Below are 16201 nucleotides of genomic sequence, written 5' to 3' on the forward strand. Positions count from 1 at the left end.
GCCTTGCGCGTACGATCACCGCACGAATCGAGGGTAATTACCGATACAGAGCCATTCAAGGCAGGGGCGCCGGGGCCGATATATGTACCGAACGGTTAATATATCGAGGCCCTCCGCATGAAGTTGTCCACGAAACTGCTGATGCTCGTCGCCGCGGCGCTGCTCGGCGTTGCATTGCTTGCCGCGATGTCGCTGTATACGCTGCGCGACGCGCTGATCGACAGCCGTCGTGAAGAGATCGTCATTCTTCTGACCAAAGCCGAGCATCTGGTCGACGCGTATCGCGCGATGCAGGCGAACGGCACGCTCACGCCAGATCAGGCCCAGCAGCAGGCCAAGGCCGCGTTGTCCGCGCTCAATGCGAATTCGAAAAGCTACTACTGGGTGACGACGTCCGACGGCGTCAACCTCGTGCATCCGAACGCGAAGTTCATCGGCACCCGCGCCAAGGGCAACCGCACGACCAGCGGCATGACCGACAGCGAGGCGTACCGCGCCGGAATGGCCCAGGCGCATTTCGCGCTCGTCGACGTGCTGATCAAGCGCAGCCCGGACGCGGACGTGGAGCCGAAACTCCAGGGCGTGGTCGCCGTTCCGGAGTGGGACTGGTGGATCGGCACGGGATTCTTCTACGACGACATCAATGCCGCGTTCACGCGGCTCGCGCAGGTGCTGGGCGCCATCACGCTCGTCATCGCCGCGGCGCTCGCGGCGATCGCGTGGGGGGTGTTGCGCAGCGTCCGGCGCACGCTCGGCGGCGAGCCGGCGCATGCGACGCACATTGCGGCCCGCATCGCCGCTGGCGAACTGGACGTGCAGTTCGATACGGCGAACGCCGCGCCGGGCAGCCTGATCGTCGCGCTCGCCGACATGAAGGCCCGACTGACCGAGACCATCGCCGAAATCCAGACCACGACCCACTCGATTGCCGTCGGCACCGGCGAGATCGCGCAAGGCAATCTGGACTTGTCGCAGCGCACGGAGGAACAGGCCGCGTCGCTGCAGCAAACGGCCGCCAGCATGGAGCAGATCACGTCGACGGTCAAACAGAATGCCGACAATGCACGTCAGGCGAATGCGCTCGTGACCCACGCGAAGGAGGCGACCGAACTCGGCGGCGCCGCCGTGCGCGAAGTCGTCGAAACGATGCGGCAGATTTCGGACGGATCGGTGCGGATCGCCGACATTACCGTCGTGATCGAAAGCATCGCGTTCCAGACGAACATTCTCGCGCTCAACGCCGCGGTCGAGGCCGCGCGGGCCGGCGAGGAAGGGCGCGGGTTCGCGGTCGTGGCCTCGGAGGTCCGCTCGCTCGCGCAACGCAGCGCGGCGGCCGCGAAAGACATCAAGGGATTGATCGAGGCGTCGGTCGAGCGGGTCGGCAGCGGCAGCCGGCTCGTCGAGACAGCGGGCGCGCGCATGACGGAGATCGTGCGGTCGATCGACCGGGTGGCCGACATCATGGGCGAGATTTCAGCGGCATCCGCCGAGCAAAGCACCGGCATCGAGCAGGTCGGCCTGGCGGTCGCGCAAATGGACGAAGTGACCCAGCAGAATGCCGCGCTGGTGGAGCAGGCTGCCGCTGCCGCGTCCTCGCTGGATGAACAGGCGGCACGCTTGCGGGCCGCCGTATCGGTGTTCAGGCTGGCTGCCTGACGGCCGCGTGCCGGCATCTGCCGGCAACGACATCATCGCGTCTCCCTCACGCCACGCCGGCATGTGTCCGACGTGCGCGCCGACACGCCGGCATCGACCGCATCGACCGCATCGCGGCAGGGAATCACGGCCTGGTGGCCCGTCACGGGTTCGTTCCCGGCGTCGGGCAACCCGGCCGTCTTCCCGTTATCCGGCACAGCCGCTTCGACGTCGCCGCAATCTCCCGATCTTTCAGGCTCAAGGCGTCCTCACGGCTGGCACCCGCTGTCGCATGTGCACGCGGCGTTCCGGTCGTTTCGGGCACTGCGGGCCGCGAGTGCGCATTCCACGCAAACATGCTGTTTGAGGGAGCCGAACGCGCTTCGGATGCCGAACGGCCAATTTTGTCGGCGCAATCTGCCGCGTGCATCACTTTACGATTTCCTTCGTCGCGCACGCGCTGCGCAGCCGTCGCGACGTGGCATCGAGCAAACGGCGGCGCGCGTGGTCACGCAGCAAATCATGCTGCGCAGGTGGCCCAAAACGGTCGAATCGTGTCGTGCAGCCGCCCCGAATCGCGACAACCCGCATTTTGGCGATGCTTAAATGAACTCAATGCGCACGACGTCGTGTTCGCCACCAGCAGGCAGGCGCGGCGGGTTTTCTCGAACCACGCTGGATCCCAGGACCCCACTTTCCACAGTCAGGAGCAGTTCGGATGAGCGACGATATCGACAACGGCGGCAAGGGCGGCATCACGCGCCGCGACATGATGCGGGTCATGGCGGCGAGCGGCATGATGGCCGTCGGTGGCGGCGGCCTGCTGACCGGCATGCAATCCGCGTTCGCCGCGCCCGCGCCGAAGCGCGGCGGCAAGATCCGGGTCGCGAACGAATCGAGTTCGACGGCTGATACGCTCGACCCGGCCAAGGGCTCGACGGGCGCCGACTACATTCGATTCTTCATGTTCTACAGCGGCCTCACGCAGCTCGATGCGAGCCTGACGCCGCAGATGAATCTCGCCCAGTCGTTGCAGACGACCGACGCGAAAACGTGGGTCATCAAGCTGCGCAAGGGCGTCACGTTCCACGACGGGAAACCGGTCGGGCCGGCCGACGTGGTGTTCTCGCTGATGCGCCACAAGAACGCGGCCACCGCCTCGAAGGTCAAACCGCTCGCCGATCAGTTCGCCGATGCGAAAGCGAGCGGCCCGGACGAGGTCACGCTCACGCTCGCCAGCGCGAACGCCGATCTGCCGGTGATTCTCGCGACGCCGCAGCTCGTGATCGTCAAGGACGGCACGACCGACTTCAGCACCGGCATCGGCTGCGGCCCGTACAAGCTGAAATCGTTCAAGCCGGGCGTGTCGACCGTCGGCGTGCGCAACGACAGCTACTTCAAGCCGGGGATGCCGTATCTCGACGAGATCGAGCTGATCGGCATCAGCGACAGCGCCGCGCGCCTGAACGCGCTGCTGTCGGGCGACGTGCACCTGATCAACGCGATCGATCCGCGCTCGACGCAGCGAGTCGCGTCGACGCCCGGCTATGCGCTGCAGGAAACCAAGTCGGGGCTCTATACCGACCTGATCGTGCGTAGCGACAACCCGATCACCGCGAACCCGGATTTCGTCGAAGGGATGAAGTACCTGTTCGATCGCGAGCAGATCCGCTCGGCGGTGTTTCGCGGCTACGCGGTGATCGGCAACGACCAGCCGATCCCGCCGGGGCATCGCTACTTCAACGCATCGCTGCCGCAGCGGCCGCACGATCCGGACAAGGCGAAGTTCCTGTTCCAGAAGGCGGGCGCGCTGGGCGCCACGCTGCCGCCGATCTATGCGACGTCCGACGCGAACGGGTCGATCGAAATGGCCGTGCTGCTGCAGCAGGCCGGCCAGAAGATCGGGCTGAACCTGCAGGTGAACCGCGTGTCGCCCGACGGCTACTGGTCGAACCACTGGATGAAGCATCCGCTCGGCTTCGGCAACATCAACCCGCGCTCGAGCGCCGACGTGTTGTTCACGCAGTTCTTCAAGTCGGACGCGCCGTGGAACGAGTCGGGCTGGAAGAACGCGAAGTTCGACCAGTTGCTGCTCGCCGCGCGATCGGAAACCGACGACGCGAAGCGCAAGCAGATGTACGGCGACATGCAGGTGCTCGTCGCGCAGCAGTGCCGGGTCGGCATTCCGGCCTTCATCAGCTTCCTCGACGGCTACGACAAGCGGCTCGCCGGTCTCGGCTCGATTCCGACCGGCGGAATGATGGGCTTCATGTTCGCCGAGCACGTGTGGTGGAACGCCTGAGCACGACGCGTGCCGCCGCCGCGCGACCAGTGCGGGCCCTCGCCCTGGTCGCGCGCGAATTTTTCCGGAGTGCCGCTTCATGAATGGAATCCTGCTCGGGCTGATCGGCCGGCGCATCGCGGTTACCGCGCTGACGCTGCTGATCGTGTCCGCGATCATCTTCACGATCACGAACCTGCTGCCGGGCGACGCCGCGCAGGCCGCGCTCGGCCAGTCCGCGACGGCGGAGACGGTCGCCGCGCTGCGTCAGCAGTTCGGCCTCGACATGCCGGCCCACGTGCGCTACCTCCACTGGCTCGCGGGGCTGCTGCACGGCGATTTCGGCCGCTCGCTGTCGGGCGACATGCCGGTGTCGGAGATGATCGGCGGACGTCTGCCGAAGTCGCTCGCGCTCGCGGCGATCACGACCGCCGTGTCGGTGCCGATCGCGCTGCTGCTCGGGATCCTGGCGGCGGTCAAGCGCGAGTCGGTGGTCGATCGCGTGATCAGCCTCGGCACGCTGTCGCTCGTCGCAACGCCGGAATTCCTGATCGCGACGGTCGCCGTGCTCGTGCTGGCCGTGAAGCTGCACTGGCTGTCTGCGCTGTCGTACAGCGGCCCGATCGAAAGCCTGCACGATTTCCTGCGCGCGTATGCGATGCCGGTGCTGACGCTGTGCGCGGTCGTGATCGCGCAGATGGCACGGATGACGCGCGCCGCGGTGATCGAGCAACTGAGCGCGTCGTACGTCGAGATGGCCGTGCTCAAGGGTGCGAGCCCCGCGCGCGTCGTGCTGCGCCATGCGCTGCCGAACGCGATCGGCCCGATCGCCAATGCGGTCGCGCTGAGCCTGTCGTATCTGCTCGGCGGCGTGATCGTCGTCGAGACGATCTTCAACTATCCGGGGCTCGCGAGCCTGATGGTCGATGCCGTCGGCAACCGCGATTTCCCGCTGGTCCAGGCGTGCACGCTGATCTTTTGCGTCGCCTATCTGACGCTCGTGCTGTTCGCCGACCTGTGCTCGATCGTGTCGAACCCGAGACTGCGGACCTGAGCGTCCCGTCCTCCTTCCGAGATGCCGCCCATGCACCCGACCGAACCCGTTCAACGCAGCAGCGCGCTGCCGCCGTCCGGCGATCAGCCTCCGCCGTGGAGCGGCGCGACGCCGCCCGCCGCGCCCGCCCCCGACCAGCCGCGCAAGCGCCGCGCCGCGCGCGTGAAACTGACGACCGGCGGCCGCGTCGGCCTGTCGATGGTCGGCCTGATGCTGTTCATCGCGGCGTTCGCGCCGCTGCTCGCGCCGCACGACGTCGGCGCGATCGTCACGCCCGACGTGTTCGCGCCGTTCAGCGCGAAGCTGCCGTTCGGCTCCGACTTCCTCGGCCGGGACATGCTGAGCCGGATCCTGTACGGCACACGCCTGACCGTGCTGCTCGCGCTCGCGGCGGTGTTGCTCGCCGCGCTGACCGGCACGACGCTCGGGCTGCTCGCGACCGTCTCGGGCCGCGCGGTCGACGAGACGATGAGCCGGCTGCTCGATGCGCTCACGTCGATTCCGTCGAAGATGTTCGCGCTGATGTTCGTCGCCGCGTTCGGCTCGTCGCTGCCGCTCCTGGTCCTGACCGCCGCGGTCAGCTACATGCCGGGCTCGTACCGGATCGCGCGCGCGCTGGCGGTCAACATCAGCACGCTCGAGTTCGTGCAGGTCGCGCGGGCCCGCGGCGAGAGCGCGCTGTACATCGCGTGCGTCGAGATGCTGCCGAACATGATCCACCCGATGCTGGCCGATACCGGGCTGCGCTTCACGTTCGTCGTGCTGCTGCTGAGCGGCCTGAGCTTTCTCGGGCTCGGCGTGCAGCCGCCATACGCGGACCTCGGCTCGCTGGTGCGCGAGAACATCGCGAGCCTCGGCGACGGCTCGGCCGTCGCGATCATGCCCGCGGTCGCAATCGCGATCCTGACGGTGGGCGTCAACCTGTTGATCGACGGCCTGCCGCATCGCGGCCGCCGCAAGGGCGCGGCCGCTGCCGCGGGAGAACACTGATGCGAGATGAATCGACTCCGCTCGTCGAGGTGCGCGGGCTGCGCGTCGTCGGCGGCCGGCCGGGCGGCGAGGAAACGACGATCGTTCACGGCGTCGACTTCGAGATCGGGCGCGGCGAGGTGCTCGCGCTGATCGGCGAGTCCGGCTCCGGCAAGACGACGATCGCGCTGTCGCTGATGGGCCATGCGCGTGCCGGCTGCCGGATCGCCGGCGGGTCGGTGAAGCTCGGCGGCGTGGACGTCTGCACGTTGCCAGCGCCGGCGCTGGCCGCGCTGCGCGGGCGCAAGGTCGCGTATATCGCGCAGAGCGCGGCCGCCGCGTTCAACCCGTCGCGCACGATTCTCGACCAGGTGATCGAGAGCGCGCTGATCCACAAGACGATGACGAAGCGCGATGCGCAGGCGAAGGCGGTCGAGCTGTTCCGCGCGCTCGCGCTGCCCGAGCCGGAGACGATCGGCAGGCGCTATCCGCACCAGGTGTCGGGTGGCCAGCTGCAGCGGCTGATGGCCGCGATGGCGCTGATCACCGATCCGGAGCTGGTGATCCTCGACGAGCCGACCACGGCGCTCGACGTCACCACGCAGATCGACGTGCTGCAGGCGTTCAAGAGTGTGATCCGGCGCTGCGGGATGAGCGCGGTGTACGTGTCGCACGATCTGGCGGTGGTCGCGCAAATGGCCGACCGGATCGTCGTGCTGAGCGATGGCGTGATCCGCGAATCGGGCGACACCGAACAGATCCTGCATGCGCCGACACATCCGTACACGCAGAGCCTGATCGCGGCGGTCACGCCGAGCGATCCCGAACGTGATGCGCTCGCGGCGAGCGCCGCGCCGGCGCCGCTGCTCGACGTGCGCGGCGCGGTCGCCGGCTACGGCGGCCGTACCGCGAAAGGCTTTCCCGCGAAGGTGATCCTTCACGAAGTGGACCTGCGCATCGGGCGCGGGCAGACGGTCGGCGTGATCGGCGAATCGGGCTCGGGCAAGACGACGCTCGCCAAGGTGATCGCGGGCCTCGTGCCGGCGACGGCCGGGCAGATCCTGCTCGACGGCGAGCCGCTCGCGCTCGACATCGGCAAGCGCACCAAGGAGCAGCACCGCCGCGTGCAGATCGTGTTCCAGAACGCCGATACCGCGCTCAACCCCGTGCATACCGTCGAGCGCACGCTGGCGCGGCCGCTCGCGTTCTATCACGGGTTCAAGGGCGCGCGTGCACGGCAGCGCGTCGCGGAACTGCTCGAACTCGTGCGGCTGCCGCAGGCGGTCGCCGCGCGGCGTACCGGCGAGCTGTCCGGCGGGCAGAAGCAGCGCGTGAACCTCGCGCGCGCGCTGGCGGCCGAGCCCGACCTGATCCTGTGCGACGAGGTCACGTCGGCACTCGACACCGTGGTCGGCGCCGCGATCATGGACCTGCTGCGCGACCTGCAAGCGAAGCTCGGCGTGTCGTACGTGTTCATCACGCACGATATCGCGAAGGTGCGCGCGATCAGCGACGACATCGTCGTGCTGTACGCGGGCCGCCGCGTCGAAACCGGCAGCCGCGATGCGCTGTGCGCGCCGCCTTACCACCCGTATTCGCACCTGCTCGTGTCGTCGGCACCGGAGTTGCGCGCGGGCTGGCTCGACGATGCGGCCGAGCGCTGCCACCGGCCGCTGGTGCCGATCGGCGCGAGCGCCAACGATGTCGAGCTGTGTCCGTTCCTGTCGCGCTGCGCGATGCGGGTGGACGGCGTGTGCAACCGCACCGCGCCCGCGCTGCGCACGCTCGAGAACGGCGCGCAGGTGCTGTGCCATCGCAGCGAGGAAGACCTCGCGCGCTTCCAGGCCGAGCCGGCGGCGGGCGTCGCGCCGGTGCAGCCGGTGCGTCTGTAGCGCGCCGCGCGGCCGTCCGCATAGTGTGCTGCGGCGGTCGTGCAAAACGGTGGATCGTGCGCGCGTCGTGCGCGAATACGCGGCAACTGCGCTTTTTGACGGTGATTAAATGACATTCAACGGGCGATCGCCAATCGCTGTCGCCGGAATGCTCGACAAGGATCCGATGAAATTCGAATCGTACTGGCTGGATACCCGCCCCGCGTTTCGTGCCGGCTGCGAAGGGCCCGTGGAAGGGCGCGCCGACGTGGCCGTGATCGGCGGCGGCTTCACCGGCCTGTCGGCGGCGCTTGCGCTGGCACAGCGCGGCGTATCGGTGGTCGTGCTGGAAGCTGCGCAGATCGCGGGCGAAGCGTCCGGCCGCAACGGTGGCCAGTGCAATACGGGTGTCGCGCAGGACTACGCATCGCTGGCCGCACGCATCGGCGCCGAGCCGGCGAAGCAGTTCTATCGCGCCTACGAAAGTGCGGTGAAGAGCGTCGAGACAATCGTTGCCGAGCATGCGATCGACTGCGACTTTCGGCGGGCGGGCAAGCTGAAGCTCGCGGCGAAACCGCAGCATTTCGCGGGACTCGCGAAGACGTTCGACGCATTGCGGCGCGACGTCGATCCGGATATCGAACTGATCGAGCCGTCGCGAATCCGCGATGAAATCGCGTCCGACGGTTTCCACGGCGGGCTGTTGCAACGCAATGGCGTGCAGATGCACATGGGCAAGTTCGGCGTCGGGTTGGCGCAGGCGGCCGTGCGAGCCGGCGCACGCATCTACGAGCACGCGGCCGTTACGCGACTCGATCGGATCGACGGCGAGCGCCACACGATCACCAGCACACGCGGCACGCTCGTCGCCGATCGCGTGCTGGTCGCGACCGGCGCGTCGCAGCATGGCCCGTTCGCGTGGTTCCGGCGGCGCATCGCGCCGGTCGGCAGTTTCATCGTCGTCACCGAGCCGCTGCCCGACGCGCAGTTGAACCGGCTGTTCCCGCATCGCCGCGCATACGTGACGTCGCGCCAGATCGGCAACTACTTCCGCGTGACGCCCGACAACCGGCTGCTGTTCGGCGGCCGCGCGCGCTTCGCGATGTCGAGCCCGCGCTCCGACGCAAAAAGCGGCGAGATCCTGCGCGCCGGCATGGCCGGCTATTTTCCGGAACTCGCGAACGTGCGGCTCGATTACTGCTGGGGCGGGCTGGTCGACATCACCGCTGACCGGCTGCCGCGCGCGGGTCAGCACGACGGGCTCTATTACTCGATGGGCTACAGCGGCCACGGCGTGCAGATGTCCGTGCACATGGGCCGCGTGATGGCCGACGTGCTGTACGGCGCGGCCGCGTCGAATCCGTGGCGCGAACTCGACTGGCCGGCGATGCCCGGCCATTTCGGGCAAGCGTGGTTCCTGCCGTTCGTCGGCGCGTATTACCGGATGCAGGATTTCCTGCACTGAAGCGGCTGCCTCGGGAAGATTCGATATGAACGCACGACTCGTTTGCCTGCTCGCCGCCGAAGAACGTCGCCACGACGGGACGGGCGTCGGTGACACGATGGCCTCGTTGATCGAGCGATGCTCGATCGCGCATTTCGCCGCACAAGGCGCGACCGTTGAGACGATTGCATGAGGACGGCGAGCATGGCCACCGTGTTCCACGATTTGCCTGATGGCGCGACGCCGCGCGCACTGCGTATTCCGCAGCCCGTCTCGCCGGCGATCGGCGACGTGCTGCGCACGATCGATGCATCGTTCGCGCAGCCGCTGAACCTCGACACGCTCGCGGCGGTGGCCGGACTGAGCGTGTCGAGGTTCACGGCGCGCTTTCGCAGCGAAGTCGGCTTGTCGCCGCACCGGTATCTGTGTCTCGTGCGTGTGCGGCGTGCGCAGGATTTGCTGCGCGCCGGTCTGGCGCCGTCGGTCGTCGCGACCGAGGTCGGCTTCTTCGATCAGAGCCATCTGTGCCGGCATTTCCGGCGGGTGCTCGGGATTACGCCGCGCGATTACGTGGTCGCCCGGGCGGGTGATGCGCCGGCGCGAACGTCGTCGATGCGCACGCATGCCGAACGCAACGAAGCGTCGTGTCACGCCGCGTAGGCGCGGCACGGGCGACGCCCGCGAACAACGATTTCCGATACCGCGCGACGGGTTGTCGACAACATCGCCGCGCACAGGCAGGAGCAGAAATGACCGCAGTTTTCGTGTTGCATCGTGCCGACGGCACGGCCAATACAACGGCCTTCCGCAAGCAGGCATTCGGTGAGCGTGATCCTTTCGCGCGACATCGGGAGATCGCGTGGGAAGGGCCCGATTCGATGGCCGCCGGGCGTATCCGTTTCGTCGGCGAGCTCGATGTCACCCGTTATCCGCACATCGAGACCCTCGTCGTCGTCGAAGGCGAGCTGACGCTGGAAGCAGCGGGCGCCGCACCGTTGGTGCTGGGGCCGGGGGAGGGGGCAGTGATCGGCGGCGGCACGGCGCTTCGCGTCACCGCGGAATCGCGCGTGCTCGTCACGTTCTGCGCGGCTGCATGCGCGCAACCGACGAAGCGCGGCCTGTTCCCGCTGCGTGCCGACGCCGACTTCAAGCCGTCCGCATCGCTGCCGGCAGAGGTGCTGCTCGGCCCCGCACCGCAATGCCGTAGCGACAACGTGTTCATCGACGACGGCGCCGAGTACTGCGCGGGCACGTGGGATTCGACGCCCTATCACCGGATCGTTCGCCCGCATCGCGTGAACGAGTTCATGCTCCTGCTCGCCGGCAGCGTACGGTTCGCCGCACCCGACGGCAGCGTGCTGTCGCTCGGCGCCGGCGACGCGCTCTTCGTGCCGCGCGGCGCATCGATCGGATGGGAAAGCAGCGAACGCGTGGCGAAATTCTACGTCGTGCAAAACATCCACGTATCAACCGAACGAGACTGAACATGTCCCCTCCGTTGCGCCAAATCGAAACGCCGTCCACGCCGCCGGCTTCGGCCGATGTCGTCGTGATCGGCGGCGGCATCATCGGCGTCTTCACTGCCTACTACCTGGCCCGGCGCGGCGTGTCGGTCGCGCTGGTCGAGAAGGGCCGAATCGGGGCCGAGCAGTCGAGCCGCAACTGGGGCTGGTGCCGGCAGCAGAACCGCGACGAACGCGAATTGCCGATGGCGAGCAAGAGCATCGATCTGTGGGAACGATTCGCCGCAGAATCCGGCGAAGACACCGGCTTTCACCGCTGCGGACTGCTGTACCTGAGCAACGACGAGGCCGAGCTGTCGCGCTGGGCCAGCTGGGGCGATTTCGCGAAGACCGCGGGCGTAACGACGTACATGCTCGACAGCAAGCAGGCCGGCGAGCGCGGGCACGCGACCGGGCGGTCGTGGAAGGGCGGCGTGTTCTCGCCGAGCGACGGCACGGCCGACCCGGGGAAGGCCGCGCCGGCCGTGGCGGCCGCGGTCATGAAGCTCGGCGGCAGCATCAACCAGCACTGCGCGGCGCGCGGCATCGAGCTTGAGGGCGGGCGCGTCAGCGGCGTCGTTACCGAGGCGGGCGTCATCAAGACCAGGACGGTCGTGCTCTCCGGCGGCGCGTGGGCGTCGTCGTTCTGCCGACAGTTGGGGATTCGTTTTCCGCAGGCGTCGATCCGTCAGTCGATCCTGAGCGTGTCGCCTGTCGAGCATCCGCTGCCGGATGCGCTGTATACGTCCGGCGTGTCCATCACCCGCCGCAGCGACGGACGCTACGCACTGGCGATCAGCGGCCGCGCACGCGTGGACCTCACGCCGCAGTTCCTGCGCTTCGCGCCGCAGTTCGTGCCGATGTTCGCGAAGCGCTGGCGCAATCTTCTGCCGGGCGGCCTCGAAGGCATGCGCGGCGGACACGAAACGCTGAAGCGGTGGCGGCTCGATGCGCCGACGCCGATGGAGGCGGTGCGCATCCTGGATCCGAAGCCAGACATGCCGACGGTCGCCGAAACGTATCGACGTGCCGTCGAACTGCTTCCTGAACTTCGCGAGTCGACGATCACGCACGCATGGGCCGGGTTCGTCGACAGCACGCCGGACGGCGTGCCGGGTATCGGCGAAGTGCCGGGCGTGCCGGGATTGATCCTGGCGGCAGGCTTTTCCGGGCACGGCTTCGGCATCGGCCCCGGCGCCGGTCACTTGATCGCGGATCTCGCCACGGGTGCGCAACCGATCGTGGACCCGGTGCCGTATCGGCCGAGCCGGTTCGGCGATTCCGCCTGGGGCAAGGTTGCCGACTTCTAGTTCGCGGTCGTCACTGGAACGACGGTGGCGGCCTCGGGACGATGCGTTTCGATCCGGACGGCGCGCGAGCGACCGGATCGGTGCGGTGAATGCTCGCCGCGCTGTGTAGCCTGGTGCTGCCGACATTGGAGTGCGTGATGCGTTTCGGATCCTACTGGCTCGATACGTCCGAGCCGTTCATGAGCCGCTCGACCGAGCGGCCTGACGGAAGTTGCGACGTGGTGGTGGTGGGCGGCGGGATCACGGGTTCGGCGGCGGCGCTCGCGCTGGCGAAGAAGGGCGCGCGCGTGGTTGTCTGCGAAGCGGGCACCGTGGGACAGGCGGCGTCGGGACGCAACGGCGGCATGTGCAACAACGGCTTCGCGCAGGATTACGCGTTCCTGTCGCAGCGCATCGGCACGGAACTGGCGAACCGGTTGTATCTCGCATTCGACGCGGGTGTCGATACGGTCGAGCGGCTGGTCAGGGAGGAGGCGATCGATTGCGACTTCGCGCGCCGCGGCAAGCTCAAGCTCGCGGCGAAGCCCGAGCACTACGACAAGCTCGTGCGAAGCCAGGCGCTGCTCGCGGCAAGCGTCGACCCCGACACGCGCCTCGTGACGAAGGCGGAGCTGCACGACGAGATCGGTTCGAACCGCTATCACGGCGGGCTGATCTTCGAGAAGAGTGCCGGGATGCACGTCGGCCGCTATGTGCGCGGCCTGGCGAACGCCGCGCAAGCGCGCGGCGCGCACATTCTCGAGCATGCGCCGGTGCTCGGCATGACGCGGGAGGCGGGCGGCGCCTACGCGGTGCGAACGCCGCTCGGCGAGATCCGTACGCGCCAGGTGCTGCTCGCGAGCGGCATTTCGCAGATCGGCCCGTTCGGCTGGATCCGGCGCAGGATCGTGCCGGTCGGCGCGTTCATCATCGTTACCGAGCCGTTGCCGCGCGAACTGCTCGACCGGTTGCTGCCGACCCGCCGGATGGTCACCGACACCAAGAACTTCGTCAATTTCTTTCGCGTCACGCCCGACAACCGGATGCTGTTCGGCGGGCGCGCGCGGTTCGCGACGTCCAACCCGCGTTCGGACGAAAAGAGCGGGCTGATCCTGCGACAGCAGATGTCTGCCGTGTTTCCCGAACTGGCTGCCGTGCGCATCGACTATTGCTGGGGCGGGATGGTCGACATGACGGCCAACCGCCTGCCGCGCGCGGGCCAGCGCGACGGCGTGTATTACTCGATGGGCTATAGCGGCCACGGCACGCACATGGCGACGCTGATGGGCACGCTGATGGCGGAGATCATGGACGGACGCGCCGATCTCAATCCATGGAAAAGCTTCGACTGGCCCGCGATTCCCGGCCACTTCGGCAAGCCGTGGTTTCTGCCGTTCGTCGGCGCATGGTATCGACTCAAGGACACGCTGCAATGAATTCACTGGTCAATTCACCGGTTCGTCATCTGATGGAAGCCGGCAGGCTCGATCGCTTCTTCATCGACGGCGACTGGGTTTTACCCGACGGCGTCGAGCGCTTCGCGGTCGTCTGCCCGTCCACCGAAGACGTGCTGTGCGACATCCCGCTCGGCAACGCACGCGATGCCGACCGCGCGGTGCGCGCCGCGCGCAACGCGTTCGAACGCTGGGCCGCGACCTCGCCGCAAGAACGCGCCGCGCTGCTCGACCGCGTGCACGCATTGATGCAGGAGCGCGCGGAACGGTTCGCCACGGCGCTTGCGCTCGAAATGGGCGCGCCGATCAGCTATGCACGCGGCGCCCATGTGCCGCTCGCGGCCGAACATATCCGCGTCGCGCGCGACAATCTGGCCCGCTACCCGTTCGTCACGCGGCGCGGGACGACCGCGGTCGTGCGCGAGCCGATCGGCGTATGCGCGCTGATCACGCCGTGGAACTGGCCGATCTATCAGATCACCGCGAAGGTCGGCCCGGCGCTCGCGGCAGGCTGCACGGTGGTCTTGAAACCCAGCGAGCTGTCGCCGCTCAGCGCGCTGCTGTTCGCGGAAGTGATTGCCGATGCGGGCGTGCCGGCGGGCGTCTTCAACCTGGTGAGCGGCAGCGGCGAGGCGGTGGGTGGTGCGCTTTCGTCGCACCCCGAGGTCGACATGGTGTCGATTACCGGGTCGACGCGCGCGGGCGTGCTCGTGGCGCAGGCGGCGGCCCCGACCGTCAAGCGCGTCGCGCAGGAGCTGGGCGGCAAATCGCCGAACATCGTGTTGCCGGATGCGGACCTGCAGCAGGCCATCGGGCCGGGCGTGGCCGCCGCGTTCCGGAACATGGGGCAATCGTGCAGCGCGCCGACCCGCATGATCGTGCCGCGCGACGTGCTCGGCGCGGTCGAGGAACTGGCCGTCGCGGCAGCGCAACGGCTGATCGTCGGCGATCCGTTCGACGGCGCGACGACGCACGGGCCGCTCGCCAATCGCGCGCAGTTCGGTCGCGTCGCGCAGATGATCGACGCGGGCATCGACGAACGGGCGAAGCTGATCGCCGGCGGCCCCGGACGGCCCACGGGATTCGACCGTGGCTTCTATGCGCGGCCGACGATCTTTTCCGACGTCCGCACCGACATGGCGATCGCGCAGCAGGAGATCTTCGGTCCGGTCCTGGCGATTCTTCCTTACGATACGGTCGACGAAGCCGTCGCGATCGCGAACGACACGGTCTATGGGCTCGGCGCGCATGTGCAGGGCGCCGACAAGGAACGGGCACGTGCGGCGGCCGCGCGCATCCGGTCGGGGCAGGTGCATCTGAACTACCCGGCATGGGATCCGCAGGCGCCGTTCGGCGGCTACAAGCAGTCGGGCAACGGTCGCGAGTACGGGATCGAAGGGATGGAGGAGTATATGGAGATCAAGTCGATCGTCGGCTTTTACGACTGACGCAGCCGTCTATTTTTCGAAGGTGCCGAAATTGGAAAACCCCGTCATCCCCGACACGTCGCTTCAAGCGCATCACGCGCACTGGGCGAAGCTGCGCCGGGACCTGCATGCGCATCCCGAGCTGCGATTCGAAGAACACCGGACGGCCGACGTCGTCGCCCGCGAGCTCGAAGCGCTCGGCTATGCGGTGTCGCGCGGGCTGGGCGGTACAGGCGTCGTGGCGAGCCTGCCTGGCGCGGATCCGGGCCGCGGCATCATACTGCGTGCCGATCTGGACGCGTTGCCGATCCACGAAGCCAACGACTTCGCGCATGCATCGTGCACGCACGGGATCATGCACGCGTGCGGCCACGACGGCCATACCGTGATGTTGCTCGGCGCCGCACGCGTGCTGAAAGCGTTGCCGCAGCTGCCGGGCACCGTCCATTTCGTGTTTCAGCCCGGCGAGGAGGGCGGCGCGGGCGCGCGGAAGATGATCGACGACGGACTGTTCGAGCAATGCCCGGCGGAAGCGGTATTCGGCATGCACAACTGGCCCGGCTTGCCGGCCGGGCATTTCGGGTTGCGCACGGGCCCCATCATGGCCGCGGGCTGCCGGTTCAGGATCACGGTGACCGGCAAGGGCGCGCATGCGGCGCAGCCGCACCTGGGCATCGATCCCGTCCCGCTCGCCTGTTCGATGGTGCTGCAGTGTCAGACCATCGCCGCGCGCCACAAGGATCCCGTGGATCCCGCCGTCATTTCCGTCTGCATGTTCCATGCGGGAACGACGGACAACGTCATTCCGGACACCGCCGAGCTGCGGGGGACGATTCGCACGCTGTCGTCGGCATTGCAGCAACAGTTGCAGCGCGACGTCCGGCTCATGTGCGAGGCGCTCGCCCGCGCTCATGGCGCGCAAGCCGACGTCGAGTTCTTTCAGTACTATCCGGCGACGGTCAACACGCCGGCCGAGACCGCGCTCTGCGAAGCGGTGATTCGCGACACCTTCGGCGACGCACGCGTTGACGCCAACGTGCCGCCGAACATGACGTCCGAAGACTTCGGCTTCATGCTCGAGGAGCGCCCCGGCGCTTATGTGCTGATCGGCAACGCGCCGGCCGGAACGGCTGCGCCGGCGCTGCATCACCCGAAATACGATTTCAACGACGACATCATTCCGGCCGGGGTACGGTATTGGGTCGCGTTGGCGCAGCATTACTTCAGGCGATCGCCGTGAGTGCGTGCGCGATGTCCGAGCAGCGGGCGGTGGAG

General features: G+C 67.8%; 12 protein-coding genes. All 12 read left to right on the forward strand.

Going from position 1 to position 16201, the window contains the following annotated elements; all coding sequences use genetic code 11:
* Window positions 1-117 precede the first annotated feature (117 nt).
* The 12 genes from DIE08_RS11190 to DIE08_RS11250 all read left to right on the forward strand — a co-directional run bounded on the left by DIE08_RS11190 (window position 118) and on the right by DIE08_RS11250 (window position 16166).
* The gene (locus DIE08_RS11190) at window positions 118-1656 is read left to right on the forward strand and encodes a methyl-accepting chemotaxis protein (protein ID WP_124901928.1); all 1539 of its coding nucleotides are present in this window, start codon (window positions 118-120) and stop codon (window positions 1654-1656) included.
* A 697-nt stretch (window positions 1657-2353) separates the two neighbouring features.
* The gene (locus DIE08_RS11200) at window positions 2354-3937 is read left to right on the forward strand and encodes an ABC transporter substrate-binding protein (protein WP_059599589.1); all 1584 of its coding nucleotides are present in this window, start codon (window positions 2354-2356) and stop codon (window positions 3935-3937) included.
* 79 nt (window positions 3938-4016) lie between these two features.
* Window positions 4017-4970, forward strand: a complete 954-nt coding sequence (locus DIE08_RS11205) for an ABC transporter permease (RefSeq protein ID WP_124901929.1) — start codon at window positions 4017-4019, stop codon at window positions 4968-4970.
* 30 nt (window positions 4971-5000) lie between these two features.
* Window positions 5001-5960: an ABC transporter permease gene (locus tag DIE08_RS11210; protein ID WP_124627518.1), complete on the forward strand. Its 960-nt coding sequence runs from the start codon at window positions 5001-5003 to the stop codon at window positions 5958-5960.
* Window positions 5960-7831, forward strand: coding sequence for an ABC transporter ATP-binding protein (locus tag DIE08_RS11215; RefSeq protein WP_124901930.1), 1872 nt, complete (start codon window positions 5960-5962; stop codon window positions 7829-7831). The genes DIE08_RS11210 and DIE08_RS11215 overlap by 1 nt, the downstream gene beginning before the upstream one ends.
* A 166-nt stretch (window positions 7832-7997) precedes the next feature.
* On the forward strand, window positions 7998-9275 hold the full coding sequence (locus DIE08_RS11220) for an FAD-binding oxidoreductase (protein WP_124901931.1): 1278 nt from the start codon (window positions 7998-8000) through the stop codon (window positions 9273-9275).
* 183 nt (window positions 9276-9458) lie between these two features.
* The gene (locus tag DIE08_RS11225; protein WP_124901932.1) at window positions 9459-9914 is read left to right on the forward strand and encodes a helix-turn-helix domain-containing protein; all 456 of its coding nucleotides are present in this window, start codon (window positions 9459-9461) and stop codon (window positions 9912-9914) included.
* 89 nt (window positions 9915-10003) lie between these two features.
* Window positions 10004-10738, forward strand: coding sequence for a cupin domain-containing protein (locus DIE08_RS11230; protein WP_124901933.1), 735 nt, complete (start codon window positions 10004-10006; stop codon window positions 10736-10738).
* A 2-nt stretch (window positions 10739-10740) separates the two neighbouring features.
* Complete coding sequence (locus tag DIE08_RS11235; protein WP_059599580.1) at window positions 10741-12066, forward strand: FAD-binding oxidoreductase; 1326 nt, start codon at window positions 10741-10743, stop codon at window positions 12064-12066.
* Between the two features lie 137 nt (window positions 12067-12203).
* Entirely contained in the window at window positions 12204-13481 is a 1278-nt protein-coding gene (locus tag DIE08_RS11240; RefSeq protein ID WP_124627528.1) for an FAD-binding oxidoreductase, read from the forward strand.
* Complete coding sequence (locus tag DIE08_RS11245; protein ID WP_124901934.1) at window positions 13478-14947, forward strand: aldehyde dehydrogenase family protein; 1470 nt, start codon at window positions 13478-13480, stop codon at window positions 14945-14947. Before DIE08_RS11240 ends, DIE08_RS11245 begins: the two co-directional genes overlap by 4 nt.
* Before the next feature lie 31 nt (window positions 14948-14978).
* The gene (locus DIE08_RS11250) at window positions 14979-16166 is read left to right on the forward strand and encodes a M20 aminoacylase family protein (protein WP_124901935.1); all 1188 of its coding nucleotides are present in this window, start codon (window positions 14979-14981) and stop codon (window positions 16164-16166) included.
* The last annotated feature ends 35 nt before the right edge of the window (window positions 16167-16201 follow it).

It is taken from the genome of Burkholderia sp. Bp9004 (genome assembly GCF_003858025.1).
Taxonomy (GTDB): Bacteria; Pseudomonadota; Gammaproteobacteria; order Burkholderiales; family Burkholderiaceae; genus Burkholderia; species Burkholderia diffusa.

What these genes read in the sequence shown, in the direction of transcription:
- DIE08_RS11190 (WP_124901928.1), top strand. Translation starts at nt 118, where the DNA reads ATGAAGTTGTCCACGAAACTGCTGATGCTCGTCGCCGCGGCGCTGCTC.
- DIE08_RS11245 (WP_124901934.1), top strand. Translation starts at nt 13,478, where the DNA reads ATGAATTCACTGGTCAATTCACCGGTTCGTCATCTGATGGAAGCCGGC.
- DIE08_RS11210 (WP_124627518.1), top strand. Translation starts at nt 5,001, where the DNA reads ATGCACCCGACCGAACCCGTTCAACGCAGCAGCGCGCTGCCGCCGTCC.
- DIE08_RS11230 (WP_124901933.1), top strand. Translation starts at nt 10,004, where the DNA reads ATGACCGCAGTTTTCGTGTTGCATCGTGCCGACGGCACGGCCAATACA.
- DIE08_RS11205 (WP_124901929.1), top strand. Translation starts at nt 4,017, where the DNA reads ATGAATGGAATCCTGCTCGGGCTGATCGGCCGGCGCATCGCGGTTACC.
- DIE08_RS11220 (WP_124901931.1), top strand. Translation starts at nt 7,998, where the DNA reads ATGAAATTCGAATCGTACTGGCTGGATACCCGCCCCGCGTTTCGTGCC.
- DIE08_RS11240 (WP_124627528.1), top strand. Translation starts at nt 12,204, where the DNA reads ATGCGTTTCGGATCCTACTGGCTCGATACGTCCGAGCCGTTCATGAGC.
- DIE08_RS11215 (WP_124901930.1), top strand. Translation starts at nt 5,960, where the DNA reads ATGCGAGATGAATCGACTCCGCTCGTCGAGGTGCGCGGGCTGCGCGTC.
- DIE08_RS11200 (WP_059599589.1), top strand. Translation starts at nt 2,354, where the DNA reads ATGAGCGACGATATCGACAACGGCGGCAAGGGCGGCATCACGCGCCGC.
- DIE08_RS11225 (WP_124901932.1), top strand. Translation starts at nt 9,459, where the DNA reads ATGGCCACCGTGTTCCACGATTTGCCTGATGGCGCGACGCCGCGCGCA.
- DIE08_RS11235 (WP_059599580.1), top strand. Translation starts at nt 10,741, where the DNA reads ATGTCCCCTCCGTTGCGCCAAATCGAAACGCCGTCCACGCCGCCGGCT.